The following is an 18,111-nucleotide window of genomic DNA, read 5'->3' on the forward strand; positions in this document are numbered from 1 at the left end:
CCGGAGACATGCCTTGACCCTGCCTGCACCCCACGAGCCGCAACTTTCGCTGCACAGCGCACAGCAGGCCAGGGACAAGGCCTCGCTGCGGCTGGCGTTCCAATGGGCGGCAACCGCGCGCGCGCGCGGCAACCGGCCGTTTGGCGCGGTCATCGTCTCGGCCGAAGGGCAACTGCTGGCCGAAGCCTTCTGCAACATCAGCGAAAGCGGTGACTGCACGGGCCACGCCGAAATCAATGCGCTGCGCCAGCTGCGCACCCCGGCCCAGCTCGAAAGCCTGGCCCAGGCGACGCTCTATGCATCGGCCGAACCCTGCATGATGTGCGCCGGCGCGATCCTGTGCAGCGGCATACGCCGCGTGGTCTACGGCCTGGCCAACGACCATCTGCGCCAGCTCTGCGGCCAGCGCATCGACAGCTTTCGCAGCAGCATGGCCGCGGCCGAACTGCTGGCGCTCGCGCCCCAGCCGATTGCCTGCATAGGGCCGCTGCTGACCGAGGAAGCACTGGAACCCCACGCCGGTTATTGGGGCAATTGAACGGGTGCCTGGCACCACAACAGTGCAGACGGCGCGCTTCTTGCTTATCTTGCGCATCTGGATCTGTTTGGATTTTCCCCATGCCCTGGCTTGCGCAACTTGAACTCGACTATGCCGTCTCGCACGGCCGCAGCGTGGTGCACCACCGCCACGATGGCCCGCTGCGCGTGCTGCGCAGTCTCTACCCCGAAGGCGATGCGGTCTGCCACAACGTGCTGGTGCATCCGCCCGGCGGCCTGGTCGGCGGCGACACGCTGGACATCCGCGCGCGCGTCGAAGCCGGCGCCCATGCACTGGTCACCACGCCGGGCGCCACGCGCTTTTACCGCGCCAACGGCGCGCCCGCGCTGCAGGACACTTGCCTGACGCTGGCCGAAGGCGCGCGCATGGAATGGCTGCCGCTGGAAACCATTGCCTATAGCGGCTGCGACGCCCACAACCGGCTGCAGTTGCAGCTCGCACCCGGCGCCGAGCTGATCGGCTGGGACATCACGGCGCTGGGCCTGCCGCATGCCGAGGCGCCGTTTGTCGCCGGCCGCTACACGCAGCATCTGGAATTGCCCGGCCAGTGGCTGGAGCGCGGCACGCTGGAGGCGCACGACACGCTGCTGATGGACGGCGCACTGGGCCTGGCCGGCCAGCGCTGCCTGGCCTCGCTGTTCTTTGTCACCGGCAGCGCGATCGCGCGCGAGCGCCGCGAAGCGGCATTAGAAATGACGCGTGCGCTGATCGAGCCCCACGTGCTGGCGCCGCGCTGCGGCGTCACCAGCCCGCATGACCGGGTGATCGTGCTGCGCGCGCTTGCGCCCATGGTCGAGCCCGTGATGCAGCTGTGGCAACAGGTCTGGCGGCTATGGCGCGGCCATTTCTGGGACATGCCTGCCGTGGCGCCGCGGATCTGGGCTATGTAGGCCTAAACCTTTTTAAACAATTCTGCCTTGAATGCTTGCTCTGCCTCATCCGCTTGCTGCTTCGCCAGAAAAAACTCGGAACCAGCCGCCATTTTCACAACAATCGGCACCTTCCCTCCCTTTTCGGCCGCCTTCAACTCCAGGCCAAACAGCTTCAGATCTCTGCGACCTTCAGCCTCCGCCAGCTTTAGCTTGCATAGCGCCGCATGATTCCTCAGCAATATCAGCTGATCGGCTCTGCTGGCCACCGCTTGGATGTCTCGACTGCTCAACGGCTTGTCGTTGCTCTGGTAAGTTTTCACCTGGTGCAGGGTGGCGTCAGCGATTATTTCGCCGTACTGCTTCGCAAGGGCGGCGGTGAAGGCCGCCCTGGTTGCCTCATTGGCTTTGTCGGGCCCCATTCCAATGCTCGTCTTCAACCACTGCACGGCACGGCCAAAGAAACCCAGCTTGGCTGGAATCTCTGAAGTGGGTTTGAGCTCCCCCCCTTTCAATACAAGCGCTTCGTTGGTCTGCGCCAATGCCAGAAAGCTGTTGAGGCTTGGGCCCGAAGATTGAACATTGGTCATTGTCAGCTCCTTCAAGCACGAAGAATATGTGCATCGACCTGGGGTGGCGCCGCAATACGCTCTGTAGAAAGCGGCTCGGCACTCAACAGCCCCGCGCAGCTTTCTGCCGCATCGACAAAGGCCTTGATGGCGGCCTCCCAGTCCAGCGTGTCCATGCCTGCGGCGTCCACCACCCGGGTAATGGCCACGGCGCCGCTAGCCGTATCCAGGCCTATCGTTGCACCCGCCGTACCCTGGAAAAAGTAATTGGCTTCGAGCAGACGACGACAGACTTCAGGGCCCGCATCCGCGGGCAGTGCGCCCAGGCTGCTGTAGAGCAGCACCAGGGAGCTCTCGCCCACGGATTCGATGTTCACGACCACCTGGTCAAAGCTCAGGCAGCAGTAGCCGCTCTCATCGAGCGACAGGCCGTCCAGCCCCAGCGCATTGCCAAAATCGGCCAACAAGCGGTTGATAGGGTCGTGCATGGTATTTCCTCAAGATCGTTCGCGCGGGAATCGCGGCATGGCGAATGGGTGCCATGTTCCTGAGTCACACAACGCTGGCGTAAGTTCCCATGCGCATTCCAGGTACGCGCCCGGCGCTGACCGGTCTGGGGCAAAATGCAGTGCTCACCTGCGCCCCCAACCGGCCTGCCCCCAATGAACAAAGAACCTCTTTTGCCATGCGCGTAGCCATACTCACCGGGGGCGGCGACTGCCCCGGCCTGAATGCCGTCATCCGTGCGGTCACCAAATCACTGATCCATCATGGCAATGCCGAAGTGCTGGGCATTGCCGACGGCTTCGAAGGCCTGATGGGCGAGAACCCGCGCGTCAAGCCGCTGGCCTGGGACGAGGTCTCGGGCATCCTGCACCAGGGCGGCACCATTCTCGGCACCAGCAACAGCGCCAACCCGCTGCGCGACGCGGCGACGCTCGCGCAGACCGGCGAGAACATCCGCGCACTGGGCCTGGACGTGGTCGTGGCCATTGGCGGCGACGGCACGATGAGCCTGGCCCATGGGCTGGAGAAAGTCGGCCTGCGCTGCGTGGGCGTGCCCAAGACCATAGACAACGACATCGCGAACTGCGAGCGCAGCTTCGGCTTCGACACCGCCGTGGCGACCGTGACCGAAGGGCTGCGGCGCATCGAGAGCACGGCCATGAGCCACCACCGCGTGATGATCGTCGAGACCATGGGCCGGCATGCGGGCTGGCTGGCGCTCGAGTCGGGCATCGCGGGCGCGGCCGACATCATCCTGCTGCCCGAAATCGACTATGACCTGCAGGCCGTGATCGATGTGTGCCGCGCGCGCGAGGCGCGCCAGCGCTACACCATCATCTGCATAGGCGAAGGCGCGAAGGAGAACGGCAGCAGCCAGACCGTGCGCGAGCAGGTCGCGCACAGCCCCGACCCGGTGCGCCTGGGCGGCGTGGGCCATGTGCTGCGCGAGAGGCTGCAGCCGCATCTCAAGAGCGAAGTCCGCACCACGGTGCTGGGCCATGTGCAGCGCGGCGGCGACCCCACGCCGTTCGACCGCGTGCTTGCCACGCGCTTCGGCCACCATGCGGCGCAGCTCGTGATCCGCGGTGCGTTCGGGCGCATGGTCACGCTGCAGGGCGGCGAAATCGGCAGCGTCGAGATATCCAAGGTCGCGAACGTTCAGCGCACCATTGCGCTGGACCACAGCCTGCTGGTGATGGCGCGGGATATCGGGATTTCTCTGGGCGAGGCGGCCGGCTGACGTTTCTACAATCCATGGTCAAGCCCACTGCGTCTGCAACTGGCATGGCCCAGCATGGGGGCAGCGAGGAAGGGCCGCCCCGCACCGAGGCTGCCGTACCTAGCCGGCCGCCCCCCTCCACCGAAGGTTGAGAGGGGGAAGCGCGGGTGGCCCGTGCCACGAAGGCGCTCAGGGGGTGTTTTTCTATATTGCCACCAGCTGGCGTATGCCTTTTTCCTGCATCTCGCTGCCCGGCCCCTGGGCAATGACCGCGCCGCGCTGCATCACCAGGTACTGGTCGGCAAGCTCTTCGGCGAAGTCGTAGTACTGCTCACACAGCAGCACGGCCATGCCGCGCTCGCGCGCGAGCATGCGGATCACGCGGCCTATGTCCTTGATGATGCTGGGCTGAATGCCTTCGGTGGGCTCGTCGAGAATCAGCAATTTCGGCCCGGGCGCAAGCGCGCGCGCAATCGCGAGCTGCTGCTGCTGGCCGCCCGAAAGATCGCCGCCGCGGCGCTGCAGCATCTGCGCGAGCACGGGGAACAACTCGAACAGATCGGGCGGGATGGGCGTCGAGCCGCTGCAGTAGGCCAGGCCCATGCGCAGGTTGTCCTGCACCGTGAGCCGCGGGAAGATCTCGCGCCCCTGGGGAACGAAGCCTATGCCGGCGCGCGCGCGCTCGTAGGGCGTGAGACCCGCAATCTGACGGCCCTGCCATTCAATGGAGCCGCTGCGGATAGCCACGCGGCCCATCAGGCTCTTGAGCAGCGTGGTCTTGCCCACGCCGTTGCGCCCGAGCAGCACGGTGACCTGGCCGGGCTCGGCGCAAAGGCTCACATCGCGCAGGATGTGCGAGCCGCCGTAGTACTGGTGAAGGTTCTGTACTTTTAGCATGATGTTCAGCGCCCCAGATAGACCTCGACGACGCGCTCATCGGCCTGGACCTGGGCCAGCGGGCCCTCGGCCAGCACCGCGCCGTCGCACAGCACCGTGACCTTCTCGGAAATCGCTGCAATGAAAGACATGTCGTGCTCGACCACCATCAGCGAGTGCTGCCCCTTGAGGCGCAGGAACAGTTCGGCGGTGCGCACGGTTTCCTCGTCGGTCATGCCGGCGACGGGCTCGTCGAGCAGCAGCAGCTTGGGCTCCTGCATCAGCAGCATGCCGATTTCCAGCCACTGCTTTTGCCCATGGCTGAGCACGCCGGCCATGCGCCGCAGCGCATCGGCGAGGTGGATGGTGTGCAGCACTTCGGCAAGCCTGTCCTTTTGCGCGCTGTCGAGGCGAAAGAACATGGAGTGGCGCACGCCCTTGTGGGTCTTGAGTGCGAGCTCGAGGTTCTCGAACACCGTGAGGTTTTCGAACACCGTGGGCTTCTGGAACTTGCGGCCTATGCCCAGCTGGGCGATTTCGGGCTCGTTGTGGCGCAGCAGGTCGATGGTCGAGCCGAAGAACACCGTGCCGCGGTCGGGCCGCGTCTTGCCGGTGATGATGTCCATCATCGTCGTCTTGCCCGCGCCGTTCGGGCCGATGATGCAGCGCAGCTCGCCGGGCGCGATGTCCAGGCTCAGGCCGTTGATGGCCTTGAAACCGTCGAAGCTCACATGCACGTCCTCGAGGTACAGAATGCGCCCGTGCGTCACGTCGACTTCGCCGGGCACGGCCGCGCGCGCGTAGCTCGCGGTGCGCCCGCCCGAGTCGCCCTGCTGCTGCGCTGCGCGGCGCCGGGCCAGTGCTTCCAGGCGCTCGGCGCCAGCTTCCATTTGGTCGGGGGTCATTGCCCACCTCCTTCTTCGGGCTTGCTGCGGCGGCCCCAGCGCATCTGCCGCACCCAGCCCACCACGCCCTGGGGCAGGAACAAGGTCACGGCAATGAACAGCGCGCCCAGGAAATACAGCCAGAACTCGGGCGCGCTGACGGTGAGCCAGCTCTTGGCGCCGTTGACGATGAACGCGCCGACGATGGGCCCGATCAGGCTTGCGCGCCCGCCGACAGCCGCCCAGACCGCCATCTCGATGGAGTTGGCCGTGCTCATTTCACCGGGGTTGATGATGCCCACCTGCGGCACATAGAGCGCACCCGCGATGCCGCACATCATGGCGCTGATGCACCAGATCGTGAGCTTGTAGGGCAGCGGCGAATAGCCCGAGAACATCACGCGCGTCTCGGCATCGCGAATCGCCTGCAGCACGCGGCCGAACTTGCTTTGCACCAACCAGCGCGCGAACAGGTAGCAGCCCAGCAGCATGCAGCCCGTGAGCACGAACAGGAACATGCGCATCTGCGGCGTCGCGATCGCCACGCCCAGGATGCGCTTGAAGTCGGTGAAGCCGTTGTTGCCGCCCAGACCCGTCTCGTTGCGAAAGAACAGCAGCATGGCCGCATAGGTCAGTGCCTGGGTGATGATGGAGAAGTACACGCCCTTGATGCGCGAACGGAACGCGAAGTAGCCGAACACGAAGGCCACGAAACCGGGCACGGCCAGCACCAGGAACAGCGTGGCGACAAAGCTGTCGCTGAGCTGCCAGTGCCAGGGCAGCTCCTTCCAGTCGAGGAACACCATGAAGTCGGGCAGCGTGCTGCCCGAGTTGCCGTCGGCGCCGATCTGGCGCATCAGGTACATGCCCATCACATAGCCGCCAAGCGCAAAGAACAGGCCGTGGCCCAGGCTCAGAATGCCCGCATAGCCCCAGATCAGGTCCATGGCCAGCGCGCAGATCGCATAGCACATGATCTTGCCGACCAGCGAGACCGCGTAGTCGGACATATGGAAGGCGCTGCCCGCCGGCACCCAGAGATTGAGCAGCGGCGCGACGGCGCAGATGACCACCAGCGCGGCGAGAAACACCGACCAGCCGGTGCGCGTGAGCAGTGGCTTGGGGCCGGGCAGCACGACAGAGGGAACAGAAGAATTCAACTGCATGTTATGCCTCCGCGCTGCGGCCCTTCATTGCAAAAATGCCCTGGGGACGTTTTTGAATGAAGATGATGATGAAGACCAGCACCGCGATCTTGGCCAGTACCGCTCCGGTCCAGCCCTCGAGAAATTTGCCCAGGATGCCCAGGCCCAGCGCCGCATAGACCGTGCCCAGCAACTGGCCCACGCCGCCGAGCACCACGACCATGAAGGCATCGACGATGTAGCTCTGGCCCAGGTCAGGGCCCACGTTGCCCACCTGGCTCAGCGCGCAGCCCGCGAGACCCGCCACGCCCGAGCCCAGCGCAAACGCCATGGTGTCGACCCGCGCGGTGTTGACGCCCATGCAGGCGGCCATGGCGCGGTTTTGCGTCACGCCGCGCACGAACAGTCCGAGGCGCGTGCGGCTGATGGTCCAGGCCATGGCCAGCAGCACCGCGGCCGCGAAGACGATGATCACCAGGCGGTTGAGCGGCAGCGTCAGATTGGGCAGCAGATGCCAGCCGCCGCTCATCCAGACCGGGTTTTCGACGCCCACGTTCTGCGCGCCGAACAAGGTGCGCACGGTCTGCATCAGCACCAGGCTGATGCCCCAGGTGGCGAGCAAGGTTTCCAGCGGGCGGCCGTAGAGAAAGCGCAGCACCGAGCGCTCCATCAGCGCACCCACCGCGGCCGCGGCCAGGAAAGACAGCGGCACGGCCGCGAGCAGATACCAGTCAAATGCACCGGGCAAGTAGGCCTGGAACAGGTTCTGCACCATATAGGTCGCATAGGCGCCTATCATCATCAGCTCGCCATGCGCCATGTTGATCACGCCCATCAGGCCGTAAGTGATCGCCAGGCCCAGCGCGACCAGCAGCAGGATGGAGCCCAGGCTGATGCCCGTGAATACCACGCCCAGGCGCTCGCCCCAGGCCAGGCGGTCGTCGACCTGGGCCAGCGAGCGCCGCAACTGGGCCTGCACCTTCTCGTCGCTCTCTTCGGCCAGCCGCGTCTGCAGCATCAGCCGCGCCTGCGGCGAGCCGCTTTCGCCCAGCGACCAGGCGGCTTCGCGGCGCTGGTCCGCGTCGTCGCTGCCCAGCAGCGCGGCCGAGCGCGCGAGTTCCAGCGACTGGCGCACGGCCGTGTCCTTTTCCTCGGACAGCGCGCGCTCGAGCAGCGGAATGGCCGCGGGCGAGGCCTGCTTGAGCATCGCCTGCGCGGCTGCGCGGCGCAGCGCGGTGTCGGGCGCAAAAAGATTCAGTGCGGCCAGCGCGGCAGCTATCTCGCCGCGCAGCCGGTTGTTGTTCATGACTTCCTCGGCGTTGTCGGGAAGCGCCGCCGCCGCGCCCGTGACGGGGTCGCTGGCCTGGCCGCCGCGCACCACGAGCGCGCGGCCGTCGGCCAGCACCACGGCGTCATCGGCGAGCGCGCGCAGATAGGGCGCCAGGGACGCATCGGGTTGCTGCAGCGCCGACTGGATGGCGGCAATGCGCGCATCCGAGTCGCCCTGCGCCATCGCCAGCGCCTGCGCGGGCGTAAGCGCCTGGGCCGCCGTGGCGCCGAGCAGCGCACAAGCCAGCGCCGCCCGGCGCAGCAGGGCTGCCAGGGCCGGGCGCAAGCCCGTGGTCAGTAAATGTCCAAGCATGGTGGTGCCGATTCCAATAAAGACGCGCGGCCTGCTCTGCAGACCGCGCCAAGCGAGGCGCAGCAGCGCGGCGCGCTGCTGCCGCGGTCAGATCACTTTTTCTCTGGCTCGTCCTTCTTCTTGTCGTTGCCGGGGATGTACGGGCTCCAGGGCTTGGCCTTGACGGGTGCGGGCGTCTTCCAGACCACGTTGAACTGGCCGTCGGCCTTGATCTCGCCGATGAACACGTTCTTGTGCAGATGGTGATTCTTCTCGTCCATCTTGCTGACGATGCCGCTGGGCGCCTTGAAGGTCTGGCCGGCCATCGCGGCGATGACCTTGTCCACGTTCGTGGTCTTGGCCTTTTCGACGGCCTGCTTCCACATGTGGATGCCGATGTAGGTGGCTTCCATCGGGTCGTTGGTCAGCGGCTTGTCCTTGTGGCCGGCGATGTTCTTGGCCTTGGCGTAATCGCTCCACTTCTTGATGAACGCCGTGTTCTCGGGGTTCTTGATCGACATGAAGTAGTTCCAGGCCGCAAGGTGGCCGACCAGCGGCTTGGTGTCCACGCCGCGCAACTCTTCCTCACCCACCGAGAAGGCCACCACGGGCACATCGGTGGCCTTGAGGCCGGCGTTGCCCAGTTCCTTGTAGAACGGCACGTTGGAGTCGCCGTTGATGGTCGACACGACAGCCGTCTTGCCGCCCTGGCTGAACTTCTTGATGTCGGCAACGATGGTCTGGTAATCGCTGTGGCCGAACGGCGTGTACTTCTCGTCGATGTCGCTGTCCTTCACGCCCTTGGTCTTGAGATAGGCGCGCAGGATCTTGTTGGTGGTGCGCGGGTAGACGTAATCGGTGCCCAGCAGCACCCAGCGCTTGGCTGCGCCGCCGTCCTTGCTCATCAGGTAATCGACGGCCGGAATCGCCTGCTGGTTGGGCGCCGCGCCCGTGTAGAACACGTTCTTCGACAGCTCTTCGCCTTCGTACTGCACGGGGTAGAACAGCAGGCCGTTCATTTCCTCGACCACGGGCAGCACCGACTTGCGGCTCACGCTGGTCCAGCCGCCAAAGATCACCGCGACCTTGTCCTGGCCCAGCAGCTGCTTGGTCTTCTCGGCAAACAGCGGCCAGTTCGATGCGGGGTCGACCACCACGGGCTCGAGCTTCTTGCCCAGCACGCCGCCCGCGGCATTGATCTCATCGATGGCCATCAGCACCGTGTCCTTGAGCACGGTCTCAGAAATCGCCATCGTGCCCGACAGGCTGTGCAGCACGCCGACCTTGATGGTGTCCGCGGCCCATGCCGGCATGGCACCGAAACCCAGGCCGGCGACGGCTGCCGCGGCAGCAAGGGATTGAAGGGTGAAACGACGATGCATGGTCAGCGGCTCCTGAGGTGGTTGAACAGGTGCCGCGAAAACCCTCGGCTTTGTTGCGCACCATGGAACCAATGCTAGGGAGGGAGCCGCTTTCGGGATATACGCCGGATGGCGTATGGGGCGAGCGCCGGGAACGCGTTCTGACTGAATGCCCGGCTGCAAGGTCCGTATGGACTACAACCGCCCCGCCTCTATGTCGGCCCGCAGCAGATCGTTCGCCCGCGTCTGCCAGCCCTTGCCTGTGGCCTTGAGCGCGGCCAGCACGTCCTGGTCGAAGCGGATGGTGGTAGCCAGTTCTACATGCGAGAAAAAGCGACATATTCCGGCATGCAATGGCCCCAGCAACGGTTCAGTATCAGTCTCACACAGGCTTACGCGGAATCATTCACACCATGGTTTTTCGCGACAAACGCTTTCTTCTGGCGCTGGGTTGCACGCTGTCTCAGCAAGTGATGCTGGCGCTTTCCACTTACTACATCGCGTTGGCGGGTGCCTGCCTGGCGTTGGGAAACACCGATCGCGTGCTGTCGCTCATTTCTCTCTTTTTCACTTTCGCGCTGCTGGCCTATATCGCCAGCTCGATTGCGACGCTTTTCTCCACCCGAGCAGCCAATCGAATCTGGAAAAAGTACGCCAGCACCACACTGCGTGAATCGACCCAAAGCCTGCAATACGCCTCGGTCAAAAACAGCAAGTCCATTGCCCAATGGCTTGGCGCAGAAGCCTTGCCGACCATTGCGCATGCCTGTGATTTCTATCTCGGCATGGCTTCTGTGGCCCTCAACATTGTTTTGACGCTCGCGGTTTTCTACGTGACCGTGGGCTGGAAGATCGCTTCGGCCATCGCGGCTTCACTGCTGGTTTCCTTTGCGCTGGTGGTGATGCTGCGCCACACCATCGAGATTTCCGCCGGAGCAATGCAACAACGCCGGCAGGACGCGCTGCTGTCCATCGAGCCCACCTGGACAGCCTCTTTGTTCGGCAACCGAAAGATGCGGGATGCAGGCCTTCGCTCCCTCGATAAGAAAACGCAGCGCTATTTCCGCGAGATCAACAGGTATGTGCTGCTGGAGCAGTTCGTTGCTTGCGGCCCCATCATCATTTCAACCATGGCGCTGATTGGGCTCCTTCAGTTCACGGATCTGTTGACGGCTTCCATTGCCGGCGCGCTGGTCGCGCTGCTTCCGCGCAGCCTGCAGGTGTTTGGCAATGTGCATGCGCTGAGCATCTATCTGAGCCAATTCTTTCTGATCAGGGCCAAGTTGCGCAATCTCGATGGATTCTGCGCCGGCCTCGATAGATACGTGCCTATGCATGAAGCGCCATTGCAATCCGTTTCCGTCTGGGACAGCTTTGCGCAAAAGGAGATTCAGCCCGCAGACTTGCTCAAGAAACTGCAAAGCAAAGGAAGTGGGCGCTACCTGGTGACAGGAGAGAACGGCTCGGGAAAATCGACCTTGCTGAAGATCATCAAGGACAGGGCTGCCGACGCGATATTGGTCACGCCGGAGACCCATTTTCTCGAATCCCGCAGCGATCTTTCGACAGGCCAGAGGCGGCTCAAGGAAATCGAGAATGCGCTTTCAATGGATCCACCGGTGTTGATGCTGGATGAGTGGGATGCCAATCTGGATGAGGACAATTGCGGGAAGATTGATCTGCTGCTGGAGCAAGCCGCCAAGCGAATGGTTGTCATCGAGGTGCGGCATCTGCGGCCGGGAGTTCATTCGAACGCTCAGCCTTGGTCTTTCGACATGGCCGCCGCGACCGGACCAGGACGAACGAAGTCCTGAAAGTTGTTTGAATACCGGGGCTTCGACGGGCGCGCCGAGCGAGGCTCAGCCCGAACGGATTTTTTCGGCATGCCCTGAGCCACCGTTGGCCCTGAGCTTGGCGCAGGGCACCCTGTAGAAGGGCCGGGCAAAAACCCTCAGGGCTGAGCCCCCTGCCCGCGCAACACCGCCACCGCCTCCTGCGCCCCCATGGCCAGCGCGCAGCCCAGGGGCGTCGTGCCTTGCGCATCAGTGGCGTCCACCCGCGCGCCGCGCGCTATCAGCAATTGCATGATGTCCAGGCGATTGAACATGGCCGCGAACATCAGCGGCGTGCGGCCGTCGAGCGACGGGCTGTCTACGCCCGCGCCATGGTCGAGCAGCAGCTCGGCCATGGCCAGGTCGCCCTTGAAGGCCACGCCGGCCAGCGGCGTCTGGCCGCGCAGATTGGGCAGCGCGGCGTCGGCACCATGCTGCAGCAGCAAGGCCGCCGCGGCAGCATGGCCGTGGTAGCTCGCGAGCATCAGCAGGCTGTCGCCCTTGGCGTTGCGCAGATCGGGCGCCAGGCCCGCGGCCAGCCATTGCGCGAGGCTGTCGGCATCGCCGCTGCGCGCGGCGTCGAACACCTTGTCGGCAAAGGCCAGCGTTGCATCGTCAAGGCCTTCGGGCGCGGGGGAAGTGGAGGTTTCTTGCGTCATGGCGACCAGTGTAGACAGGCCGGCACCGCGCCGGGGTTGGAAATCTGGATGGCGAAGATTGCCAATCCTCATCACGCCGGCAGCCGCGCCATGGCCATGGCCGCGGCGGCGGTGCGCGTTTCCACGCCCAGCTTGGCGAAGATGCGCTCGAGATGCTTTTTCACCGTCGCCGGGCTGCAGCCGACGATGTCGGCGATGTCGCGGTTGATCTTGCCCTGGGCGAGCCAGTAGAGCACTTCGGCTTCCTTGGCGGTGATGCCAAAGCCCTGGCGCAGCGTTTCGCGCGCGGCGAGATCCGATTCCTCGCGCATCACCAGCAGCAGCTCGCCTGGTCCGGACTCATCGGCTTCGGGCGAAGGCGGATGCAGGCGCAGCACCACGGGACCATGGCCGTGATCGAAGGTCCAGCGCGGCGGCTCCAGCTGCAGCGCCAGCGTGGGCTGCTGGCGTTGAATCCAGGCCGTGATGTCGTCGGGCAGCACGGCGCGCAGGCCTTCGAGCCCGAGGTGGCGGCGCAGCAGTTCGCGCGCCAGCGGCGTCTGCCACAGCACGCGGCCATCGGCGGCGCGCACCGTGAGGCTGGCATAGCCGAACGCGTCGAGCGCGCTGCGCGCCTGCACGGCCTGCTGCTGCTGGGCGCGCGCGCGCCGCGCCGTGCCCAGGTGCACGCCCATGCGCGCCAGCACTTCGGCGGGCTTGATCGGCTTGGTCACATAGTCGACGCCGCCGGCCGCAAGCGCGGCGATCAGGTGCTCGGTCTCGGTCAGGCCGGTCATGAAGACAATGGGAATTGCGGCCGTGTGCGCATCGGCCTTGAGGCGCCGCGCGACTTCGAAGCCGTCCATGCCGGGCATCATGGCGTCGAGCAGCACGATGTCGGGCAGGGCCTGGGCGGCGCGTGCCAGCGCGGCTTCGCCGCTGGTCGCGACCAGCACGATATAGCCCGCGGCATCGAGCGCGTCATGCAGCATCGCGAGGTTGTCGGGCACATCGTCGACGATCAGCACCAGGTTGGCGTCGCGGGTGGGGGTGGGGGAAAAATCCATCATCAAGCCTGTTGTGCGGAGCCGGGTTGGTGAAGTTGCGCGGCCATGGCCTCGAACTGGAACTGCTGGGCCTGCGCCTGCAGCCTGCGCCAGGCGGGTGCGGCCTGCGGGTAGTCCTGCGCGAGCTGGGCCAGCGCCTGGACCACGCCGCGCACATAGCCCCATTCGATGGCCTGGCGCAAGGCCGTGAGCGCGGCCGGCGGCACGCCGTCCAGGCCGGTATCGGTGTCTTCGGCGTGCGTGACCCGCGGCGGCGGCGGCGCGCTGCGCCACACGAGTTCGAGCCGGTCTTCCAGCCACTGCAGCAGCTCGCTGTGGCGCACCGGCTTGACCAGAAAATCCTGCGGCGTGATGCCTACGTCGTTGGGCATTTCACGGTCGAATGCGTTGGCCGAAACGATGGCGCAGGCGACTTCGCCCAGCGGCATCTGCCGCAACTGGCGCAGGCATTCCCAGCCGTCCATTCCCGGCATCGCCAGGTCCATGAAGATCGCCTGCGGGCGGTAGCCCGCGGCCAGCAGCGCCAGCGCTTCCTGTCCGTTGGCCGCGTGCTGCACCGCAAAGCCCAGCGGCACCAGCAGTTGCGCGAGCAGCTCGCGGTCGGCCTCCTCGTTGTCGACGACCAGCAGCCGGCGCGTCGCGCCCAGATAGCCCACGGGCCGTGGCGCGGCGGGCCGCGCAGCGGGCCCGCGTTCTAGCGACGGCAGGAACAGGCGGATATGGAAGGCCGCGCCCTGCCCTGTCTGGCTGCTCACGCTCAGCGCCCCGCCCATGAGTTCGGTCAGCATCTTGGCCATGGTCAGCCCCAGACCCGCGCCCGCGCTCGCCTGCGCGCCCGAGCCGCGCGCGAACGGCTCGAAGACCTGGGCCTGCTCGGCTTCGCTCAGGCCCGGGCCGGTATCGATCACCGACACATAGGCCATCTGCCGGCTGTGGCGCACGCGCAGGGTGACCGAGCCGCGCACCGTGAACTTGATGGCGTTGCCCAGCAGATTGAACAGGATCTGCCGCAGGCGCTTCTCATCGGTGCGCACCCATTCGGGAAGCAGGCCTTCGGGCTCGTAGTGGAAGCTCAGGCCCTTGGCTGCGGCCTGGAGTTCGAACATGCCGGCCATCTCCTGCAGGCCCGCGGCGAACTGCATGGGCTGGACCTGCAGCGCGAGCTTGCCCGATTCGATGCGCGCGATGTCCAGCGTGCCTTCGATCAGCGACAACAGGTGCTCGCCGCCACGGCGTATCACGGCCACGGCCTGACGCCGGTGGGGCGGCACTTCGGCGTCTTCGCCCATGAGCTGGGCATAGCCCAGGATGCTGTTGAGCGGCGTGCGCAGCTCGTGGCTGATGGCGCTGATATAGCGGCTCTTGGCCTGGTTGGCAAGATCGGCCGCGCGGCGCGCATCTTCGGCCACGGTGCGTGCGTCCTCGGCCGCGCGCCGCGCCTGCTGCAACTGACCATCGGTCGCGCGGTGCAGTGCGATTTCGCGCACCAGCAGCCCGGTCTGGCGGTTCGACTCCTGCTGCGCGACCTTGCGGCTGTGCTGGGCCAGCACCAGCCACCAGGCGACCACGCCCGAGATCAGCAGCAGGCCCACGCCCACCTTGAGCAGCACCGTCTGCACCAGGCTTTGGGCCCCGGCCAGCGCCGCGGCCTGCCCTTCCCCCGGCAGGCTGCGCGTGAGCGTCTGCAGCTCCAGCAGATACAGCAGGCCGATCACGGCCGCGAGCGTGGGCACGATCAGCAGCATCAGCAGCATGAAGTGCAGCAGTCCCTTGTCGAGCAGGCGCCACATGCGCGCCGGCAACAGGCGCCGCGCCGCCGCGCGCCACTGCACCGCCAGATGCGCCTGGGGCCGGCACAGGTCGCCGCAGCGCGCATCGAGCGTGCAGCACAGCGAGCAGATGCCGCCCTGGTAGGCGGGGCAGTGCACCATGTCGGGTGCTTCGTATTCGCGCTCGCAGACCACGCAGCGCTGCAGGCGCGGCGGGCCCGCGGACCGCTGCGCCGCACAGCCGGTCGCCTCCATGGCCTGCGCGGACGTCGAAGCCGGCACCAGGTAGTAGCGCCCGCGCGTCCACCAGGCGATCAGCGGCGAGGCCACCAGCGCCACCAGCATGGCGATCAGCGCCGAGAACGCCTGCGCCAGCGGCCCGAACGCGCCCAGGTGGGCGGCCACCGACAGCAGCGACGACAAGGCCATCGCGCCCACGCCCACGGGGTTGATGTCGTACAGCCGCGCGCGCTTGAACTCTATGCCGCGCGGCGACCAGCCCAGCGGCTTGTTGATCACCAGATCGGCGACCACGGCCATGATCCAGGCGATGGCGAGATTTGAATACAGGCCCAGCACTTCGCCCAGCGCGCGGAACACGTTCATCTCCATCAGCATCAAGGCGATCAGCGTGTTGAACACCACCCACACCACGCGCCCCGGGTGGCTGTGCGTGACGCGCGAGAAGAAGTTGCTCCAGGCCAGCGAGCCCGCATAGGCATTGGTCACATTGATCTTGAGCTGCGACAGCACGACGAACAGCGCCGTCGCCGCCACGGCCCAGCCGTAATCCGGGAACACATAGTTGTAGGCCGCCAGATACATCTGGTTCGGGTCCACCGCATGGTCGGGCGGCACGGCCTGCGAAATGGCCAGATAGGCCAGCAAGGCGCCGCCCAGCATTTTCGCCACGCCCAGCAGCACCCAGCCCGGCCCGCCCAGCATCACCGCGCCCCACCAGCGCCAGCGGTTGGCCTGCGTGCGCACCGGCATGAAGCGCAGATAGTCGGCCTGCTCGCCCATCTGCGTGATCAGCGCAATGCCCACCGTCAGCCCGGCACCAAAAAGAGGCAGACTGAAGCCTGCCATCTGGCCTTCGCGCAGCTGGCTTGCACCCGGATAGTGCAGCACTTCGGAGAACACCCCAGGCTGGTGCAGCAACACAAACACGAAGGGCACGATCAGCATCAGCAGCCACAGCGGCTGCGTCCAGACCTGCAGCCGGCTGATCGCCGACACGCCATGCGTGACCAGCGGAATCACCACCAGCGCACAGATCAGATAGCCCCAGCGCGGCGGAATATCGAGCGCGAGCTCCAGCGCATAGGCCATCACGGCCGCCTCGAGCGCGAAGAAGATGAAGGTGAAACTCGCGTAGATCAGCGACGTGATGCTCGAACCGATATAGCCGAAGCCCGCGCCGCGCGTGAGCAGGTCCATGTCGACGCCGTGGCGCGCCGCATAGACGCTGATCGGCAGGCCCGCCGCGAAGATGATCAGCCCGGTGCAGACGATGGCCCAGAACGCATTGATGAAGCCGTACTGCACCAGCAGCGTCGCGCCCACGGCTTCGAGCACCAGGAACGAGGCCGCGCCAAACGCGGTATGCGCCACACCCCACTCCGACCAGCGGCGCGCGCGCTGCGGCGTGTAGCGCAGCGCATAGTCCTCGAGCGTCTCGGTCGCGACCCAGCGGTTGTAGTCGCGCCGCACCTTGACCACGCGCTGCTGCGCGGGCGCGGGCGCGCTGTCGGTTTCGGGGCGGGGCGCGGCGTGCGTCGTGTGGTCCATGGCGTCAAAGCTGCCTGCAGCTTCTGTGCCATGTCACCGCAGCCCGGGAGGCGCGGGAGCCCACATGGCACGCACCTTGCTGCAAACCACCCATCTGCATCGCCCTGCGGGCTGCGCGCCCGCCACGACGCCATGGAACTCACTCCTCGCGAAAAAGACAAGCTGCTCCTGTTCACCGCCGCCCTGGTCGCCGAACGCCGCAAGGCCCGGGGCCTGAAGCTCAACTACCCCGAAGCCATGGCGCTGATCAGCGCGGCCGTGATGGAAGGCGCGCGCGACGGCAAGACCGTGGCGCAGCTGATGAGCGAAGGCCGCACGGTGCTCACGCGCGCCGATGTCATGGACGGCATTGCCGAAATGATTCCCGACATCCAGGTCGAAGCCACGTTTCCCGATGGCACCAAGCTGGTCACGGTGCACGACCCGATTGTCTAAACCCCTTTTCAAGCTTTCGCCATGCAAGTCAAACCTCTGATCGCCGCCGCCGGCGCCGCCCTCGCTGCGCTGCCTCTTGCCGCCCTTGCCCACCCGGCCGCAGGCGGCGCGCACAGTCACGGCGTGCTCGACACCGCCCTGCACGCCTTTGCCCACCCCTTCACCGGCGCCGATCACCTCGCGGCCATGGTCGCCGTGGGCGCCTGGAGCGCGCTCACCGTGAACCCCGCCTGGCGCGCGCCCGCGGCCTTTGTCGCGCTGCTGGTGGCCGGCGCGCTCGCGGGTTTCGCGGGCCTGCAGTTGCCTGGCGTGGAGCCCATGATCGCGGCCTCGGTGCTGGTGCTGGGCCTGCTGCTCGCGCTGCAGAAGAAAATGCCCTGGGGCGCGGCGGCCACGCTGGCCGGGGTGTTCGCGTTCTTCCACGGTGCGGCCCATGGCTATGAACTCGCGGGCGACACCGGCCTTTCGGCCGTCGCCGCGCTCGCCGGCATCGCGCTGGGCTCGGCCACGCTGCACCTGGCCGGCATGCTGCTGGGCCGCGTGGTGCTGCAGCGCCACCGCCTGTTCACGGCGCTCGGCGGCGCGGCCACGGCCGCGCTGGGCGTGTTCATGCTGACCCGTCTGGCCTGAGGAGAAAAGCCATGGTGCCCGGTGAACTGATACTCGACGCGGGCGAACACGCCCTCAACACAGGCCGCCGCTGCACCACGCTGCTGGTGCGCAACGCCAGCGACCGGCCCATACAGGTCGGCTCGCACTACCACTTCGCCGAAACCAATGCGGGCCTGGCCTTCGACCGCGCCGCGGCCCATGGCATGCGGCTGAACATCGCCAGCGGCATGGCCGTGCGCTTCGAGCCAGGCCAGCAGCGCACGGTGGAACTCGTCGATTTCGCGGGCGAGCGCCTGGTCTACGGCTTTCGCGGCCTGGTCCAGGGCGCGCTCGACAACCTGCCCGGAGACCACTGAC

General features: G+C 66.2%; 18 protein-coding genes. 7 read left to right on the plus strand and 11 right to left on the minus strand.

The features are described 5' to 3' along the window. Positions 1-13 precede the first annotated feature (13 nt). Both GVL12_RS02355 and GVL12_RS02360 read left to right on the plus strand, forming a co-directional pair. Positions 14-538, plus strand: a complete 525-nt coding sequence (locus tag GVL12_RS02355) for a nucleoside deaminase (RefSeq protein ID WP_200843439.1) — start codon at positions 14-16, stop codon at positions 536-538. An 80-nt stretch (positions 539-618) separates the two neighbouring features. Then, positions 619-1,449, plus strand: a complete 831-nt coding sequence (locus GVL12_RS02360; protein WP_159911050.1) for an urease accessory protein UreD — start codon at positions 619-621, stop codon at positions 1,447-1,449. 2 nt (positions 1,450-1,451) lie between these two features. Here GVL12_RS02360 and GVL12_RS02365 read toward each other — a convergent pair whose 3' ends face one another. Both GVL12_RS02365 and GVL12_RS02370 read right to left on the minus strand, forming a co-directional pair. Further along, positions 1,452-2,018 carry a hypothetical protein gene (locus tag GVL12_RS02365; RefSeq protein WP_159911051.1) on the minus strand — a complete coding sequence of 189 codons (567 nt, stop codon included), beginning with the start codon at positions 2,016-2,018 and terminating at the stop codon, positions 1,452-1,454. Between the two features lie 11 nt (positions 2,019-2,029). Then, positions 2,030-2,485: a type III secretion system chaperone gene (locus tag GVL12_RS02370; RefSeq protein WP_159911052.1), complete on the minus strand. Its 456-nt coding sequence runs from the start codon at positions 2,483-2,485 to the stop codon at positions 2,030-2,032. A gap of 197 nt (positions 2,486-2,682) precedes the next feature. Here GVL12_RS02370 and GVL12_RS02375 point away from each other — a divergent pair, with 197 nt between their 5' ends. Further along, entirely contained in the window at positions 2,683-3,744 is a 1,062-nt protein-coding gene (locus tag GVL12_RS02375; protein WP_159911053.1) for a 6-phosphofructokinase, read from the plus strand. Positions 3,745-3,927: 183 nt separating this feature from the next. Here GVL12_RS02375 and urtE read toward each other — a convergent pair whose 3' ends face one another. The 6 genes from urtE to GVL12_RS02405 all read right to left on the minus strand — a co-directional run bounded on the left by urtE (position 3,928) and on the right by GVL12_RS02405 (position 9,976). After that, entirely contained in the window at positions 3,928-4,620 is a 693-nt protein-coding gene (gene urtE, locus GVL12_RS02380) for an urea ABC transporter ATP-binding subunit UrtE (protein WP_159911054.1), read from the minus strand. Positions 4,621-4,625: 5 nt separating this feature from the next. Then, positions 4,626-5,504 carry an urea ABC transporter ATP-binding protein UrtD gene (gene urtD / locus GVL12_RS02385; protein WP_159911055.1) on the minus strand — a complete coding sequence of 293 codons (879 nt, stop codon included), beginning with the start codon at positions 5,502-5,504 and terminating at the stop codon, positions 4,626-4,628. Further along, a complete protein-coding gene (gene urtC, locus GVL12_RS02390; protein WP_159911056.1) occupies positions 5,501-6,649 on the minus strand; it encodes an urea ABC transporter permease subunit UrtC in 1,149 nt (382 codons plus the stop codon). The genes urtD and urtC overlap by 4 nt, the downstream gene beginning before the upstream one ends. 1 nt (position 6,650) lies before the next feature. Further along, positions 6,651-8,270 (minus strand): urea ABC transporter permease subunit UrtB, encoded by a 1,620-nt coding sequence (gene urtB / locus GVL12_RS02395; RefSeq protein ID WP_159911057.1) that lies wholly within the window; start codon positions 8,268-8,270, stop codon positions 6,651-6,653. A gap of 92 nt (positions 8,271-8,362) precedes the next feature. Then, complete coding sequence (gene urtA, locus GVL12_RS02400) at positions 8,363-9,631, minus strand: urea ABC transporter substrate-binding protein (RefSeq protein WP_159911058.1); 1,269 nt, start codon at positions 9,629-9,631, stop codon at positions 8,363-8,365. A 174-nt stretch (positions 9,632-9,805) separates the two neighbouring features. Further along, positions 9,806-9,976 carry a BrnA antitoxin family protein gene (locus GVL12_RS02405; protein ID WP_200843440.1) on the minus strand — a complete coding sequence of 57 codons (171 nt, stop codon included), beginning with the start codon at positions 9,974-9,976 and terminating at the stop codon, positions 9,806-9,808. Positions 9,977-10,023: 47 nt separating this feature from the next. Here GVL12_RS02405 and GVL12_RS02410 point away from each other — a divergent pair, with 47 nt between their 5' ends. Continuing rightward, positions 10,024-11,424, plus strand: coding sequence for a hypothetical protein (locus GVL12_RS02410; RefSeq protein ID WP_200843441.1), 1,401 nt, complete (start codon positions 10,024-10,026; stop codon positions 11,422-11,424). Between the two features lie 137 nt (positions 11,425-11,561). Here the strand turns inward: GVL12_RS02410 and GVL12_RS02415 are convergent, their stop codons facing one another. From GVL12_RS02415 to GVL12_RS02425, 3 genes are all read right to left on the minus strand, one after another. Beyond that, positions 11,562-12,101 carry an ankyrin repeat domain-containing protein gene (locus GVL12_RS02415; RefSeq protein ID WP_159911059.1) on the minus strand — a complete coding sequence of 180 codons (540 nt, stop codon included), beginning with the start codon at positions 12,099-12,101 and terminating at the stop codon, positions 11,562-11,564. Positions 12,102-12,172: 71 nt separating this feature from the next. After that, positions 12,173-13,147 (minus strand): response regulator, encoded by a 975-nt coding sequence (locus GVL12_RS02420; protein WP_200843442.1) that lies wholly within the window; start codon positions 13,145-13,147, stop codon positions 12,173-12,175. Positions 13,148-13,149: 2 nt separating this feature from the next. Beyond that, positions 13,150-16,707, minus strand: coding sequence for an ATP-binding protein (locus GVL12_RS02425; protein WP_159911061.1), 3,558 nt, complete (start codon positions 16,705-16,707; stop codon positions 13,150-13,152). 132 nt (positions 16,708-16,839) lie between these two features. Here GVL12_RS02425 and GVL12_RS02430 point away from each other — a divergent pair, with 132 nt between their 5' ends. From GVL12_RS02430 to GVL12_RS02440, 3 genes are read left to right on the plus strand one after another with little or no spacing between them, the layout of a single operon-like run. Beyond that, positions 16,840-17,142, plus strand: a complete 303-nt coding sequence (locus GVL12_RS02430) for an urease subunit gamma (RefSeq protein ID WP_159911062.1) — start codon at positions 16,840-16,842, stop codon at positions 17,140-17,142. 21 nt (positions 17,143-17,163) lie between these two features. Then, on the plus strand, positions 17,164-17,772 hold the full coding sequence (locus GVL12_RS02435) for a HupE/UreJ family protein (protein ID WP_159911063.1): 609 nt from the start codon (positions 17,164-17,166) through the stop codon (positions 17,770-17,772). Positions 17,773-17,783: 11 nt separating this feature from the next. Next, complete coding sequence (locus GVL12_RS02440) at positions 17,784-18,110, plus strand: urease subunit beta (RefSeq protein ID WP_159911064.1); 327 nt, start codon at positions 17,784-17,786, stop codon at positions 18,108-18,110. The last annotated feature ends 1 nt before the right edge of the window (position 18,111 follow it).

It is taken from the genome of Pantoea sp. 18069 (genome assembly GCF_902706035.1).
GTDB lineage: Bacteria > Pseudomonadota > Gammaproteobacteria > Burkholderiales > Burkholderiaceae_C > Comamonas.

Bases quoted from the DNA above. Each gene is read 5' to 3' on its own strand.
- GVL12_RS02360 (WP_159911050.1), top strand. From the start codon at position 619: ATGCCCTGGCTTGCGCAACTTGAACTCGACTATGCCGTCTCGCACGGC.
- GVL12_RS02365 (WP_159911051.1), bottom strand. From the start codon at position 2,018: ATGACCAATGTTCAATCTTCGGGCCCAAGCCTCAACAGCTTTCTGGCA.
- GVL12_RS02370 (WP_159911052.1), bottom strand. From the start codon at position 2,485: ATGCACGACCCTATCAACCGCTTGTTGGCCGATTTTGGCAATGCGCTG.
- GVL12_RS02375 (WP_159911053.1), top strand. From the start codon at position 2,683: ATGCGCGTAGCCATACTCACCGGGGGCGGCGACTGCCCCGGCCTGAAT.
- urtE (WP_159911054.1), bottom strand. From the start codon at position 4,620: ATGCTAAAAGTACAGAACCTTCACCAGTACTACGGCGGCTCGCACATC.
- urtD (WP_159911055.1), bottom strand. From the start codon at position 5,504: ATGACCCCCGACCAAATGGAAGCTGGCGCCGAGCGCCTGGAAGCACTG.
- urtC (WP_159911056.1), bottom strand. From the start codon at position 6,649: ATGCAGTTGAATTCTTCTGTTCCCTCTGTCGTGCTGCCCGGCCCCAAG.
- urtB (WP_159911057.1), bottom strand. From the start codon at position 8,270: ATGCTTGGACATTTACTGACCACGGGCTTGCGCCCGGCCCTGGCAGCC.
- urtA (WP_159911058.1), bottom strand. From the start codon at position 9,631: ATGCATCGTCGTTTCACCCTTCAATCCCTTGCTGCCGCGGCAGCCGTC.
- GVL12_RS02410 (WP_200843441.1), top strand. From the start codon at position 10,024: ATGGTTTTTCGCGACAAACGCTTTCTTCTGGCGCTGGGTTGCACGCTG.
- GVL12_RS02415 (WP_159911059.1), bottom strand. From the start codon at position 12,101: ATGACGCAAGAAACCTCCACTTCCCCCGCGCCCGAAGGCCTTGACGAT.
- GVL12_RS02420 (WP_200843442.1), bottom strand. From the start codon at position 13,147: ATGGATTTTTCCCCCACCCCCACCCGCGACGCCAACCTGGTGCTGATC.
- GVL12_RS02425 (WP_159911061.1), bottom strand. From the start codon at position 16,707: ATGGACCACACGACGCACGCCGCGCCCCGCCCCGAAACCGACAGCGCG.
- GVL12_RS02430 (WP_159911062.1), top strand. From the start codon at position 16,840: ATGGAACTCACTCCTCGCGAAAAAGACAAGCTGCTCCTGTTCACCGCC.
- GVL12_RS02435 (WP_159911063.1), top strand. From the start codon at position 17,164: ATGCAAGTCAAACCTCTGATCGCCGCCGCCGGCGCCGCCCTCGCTGCG.
- GVL12_RS02440 (WP_159911064.1), top strand. From the start codon at position 17,784: ATGGTGCCCGGTGAACTGATACTCGACGCGGGCGAACACGCCCTCAAC.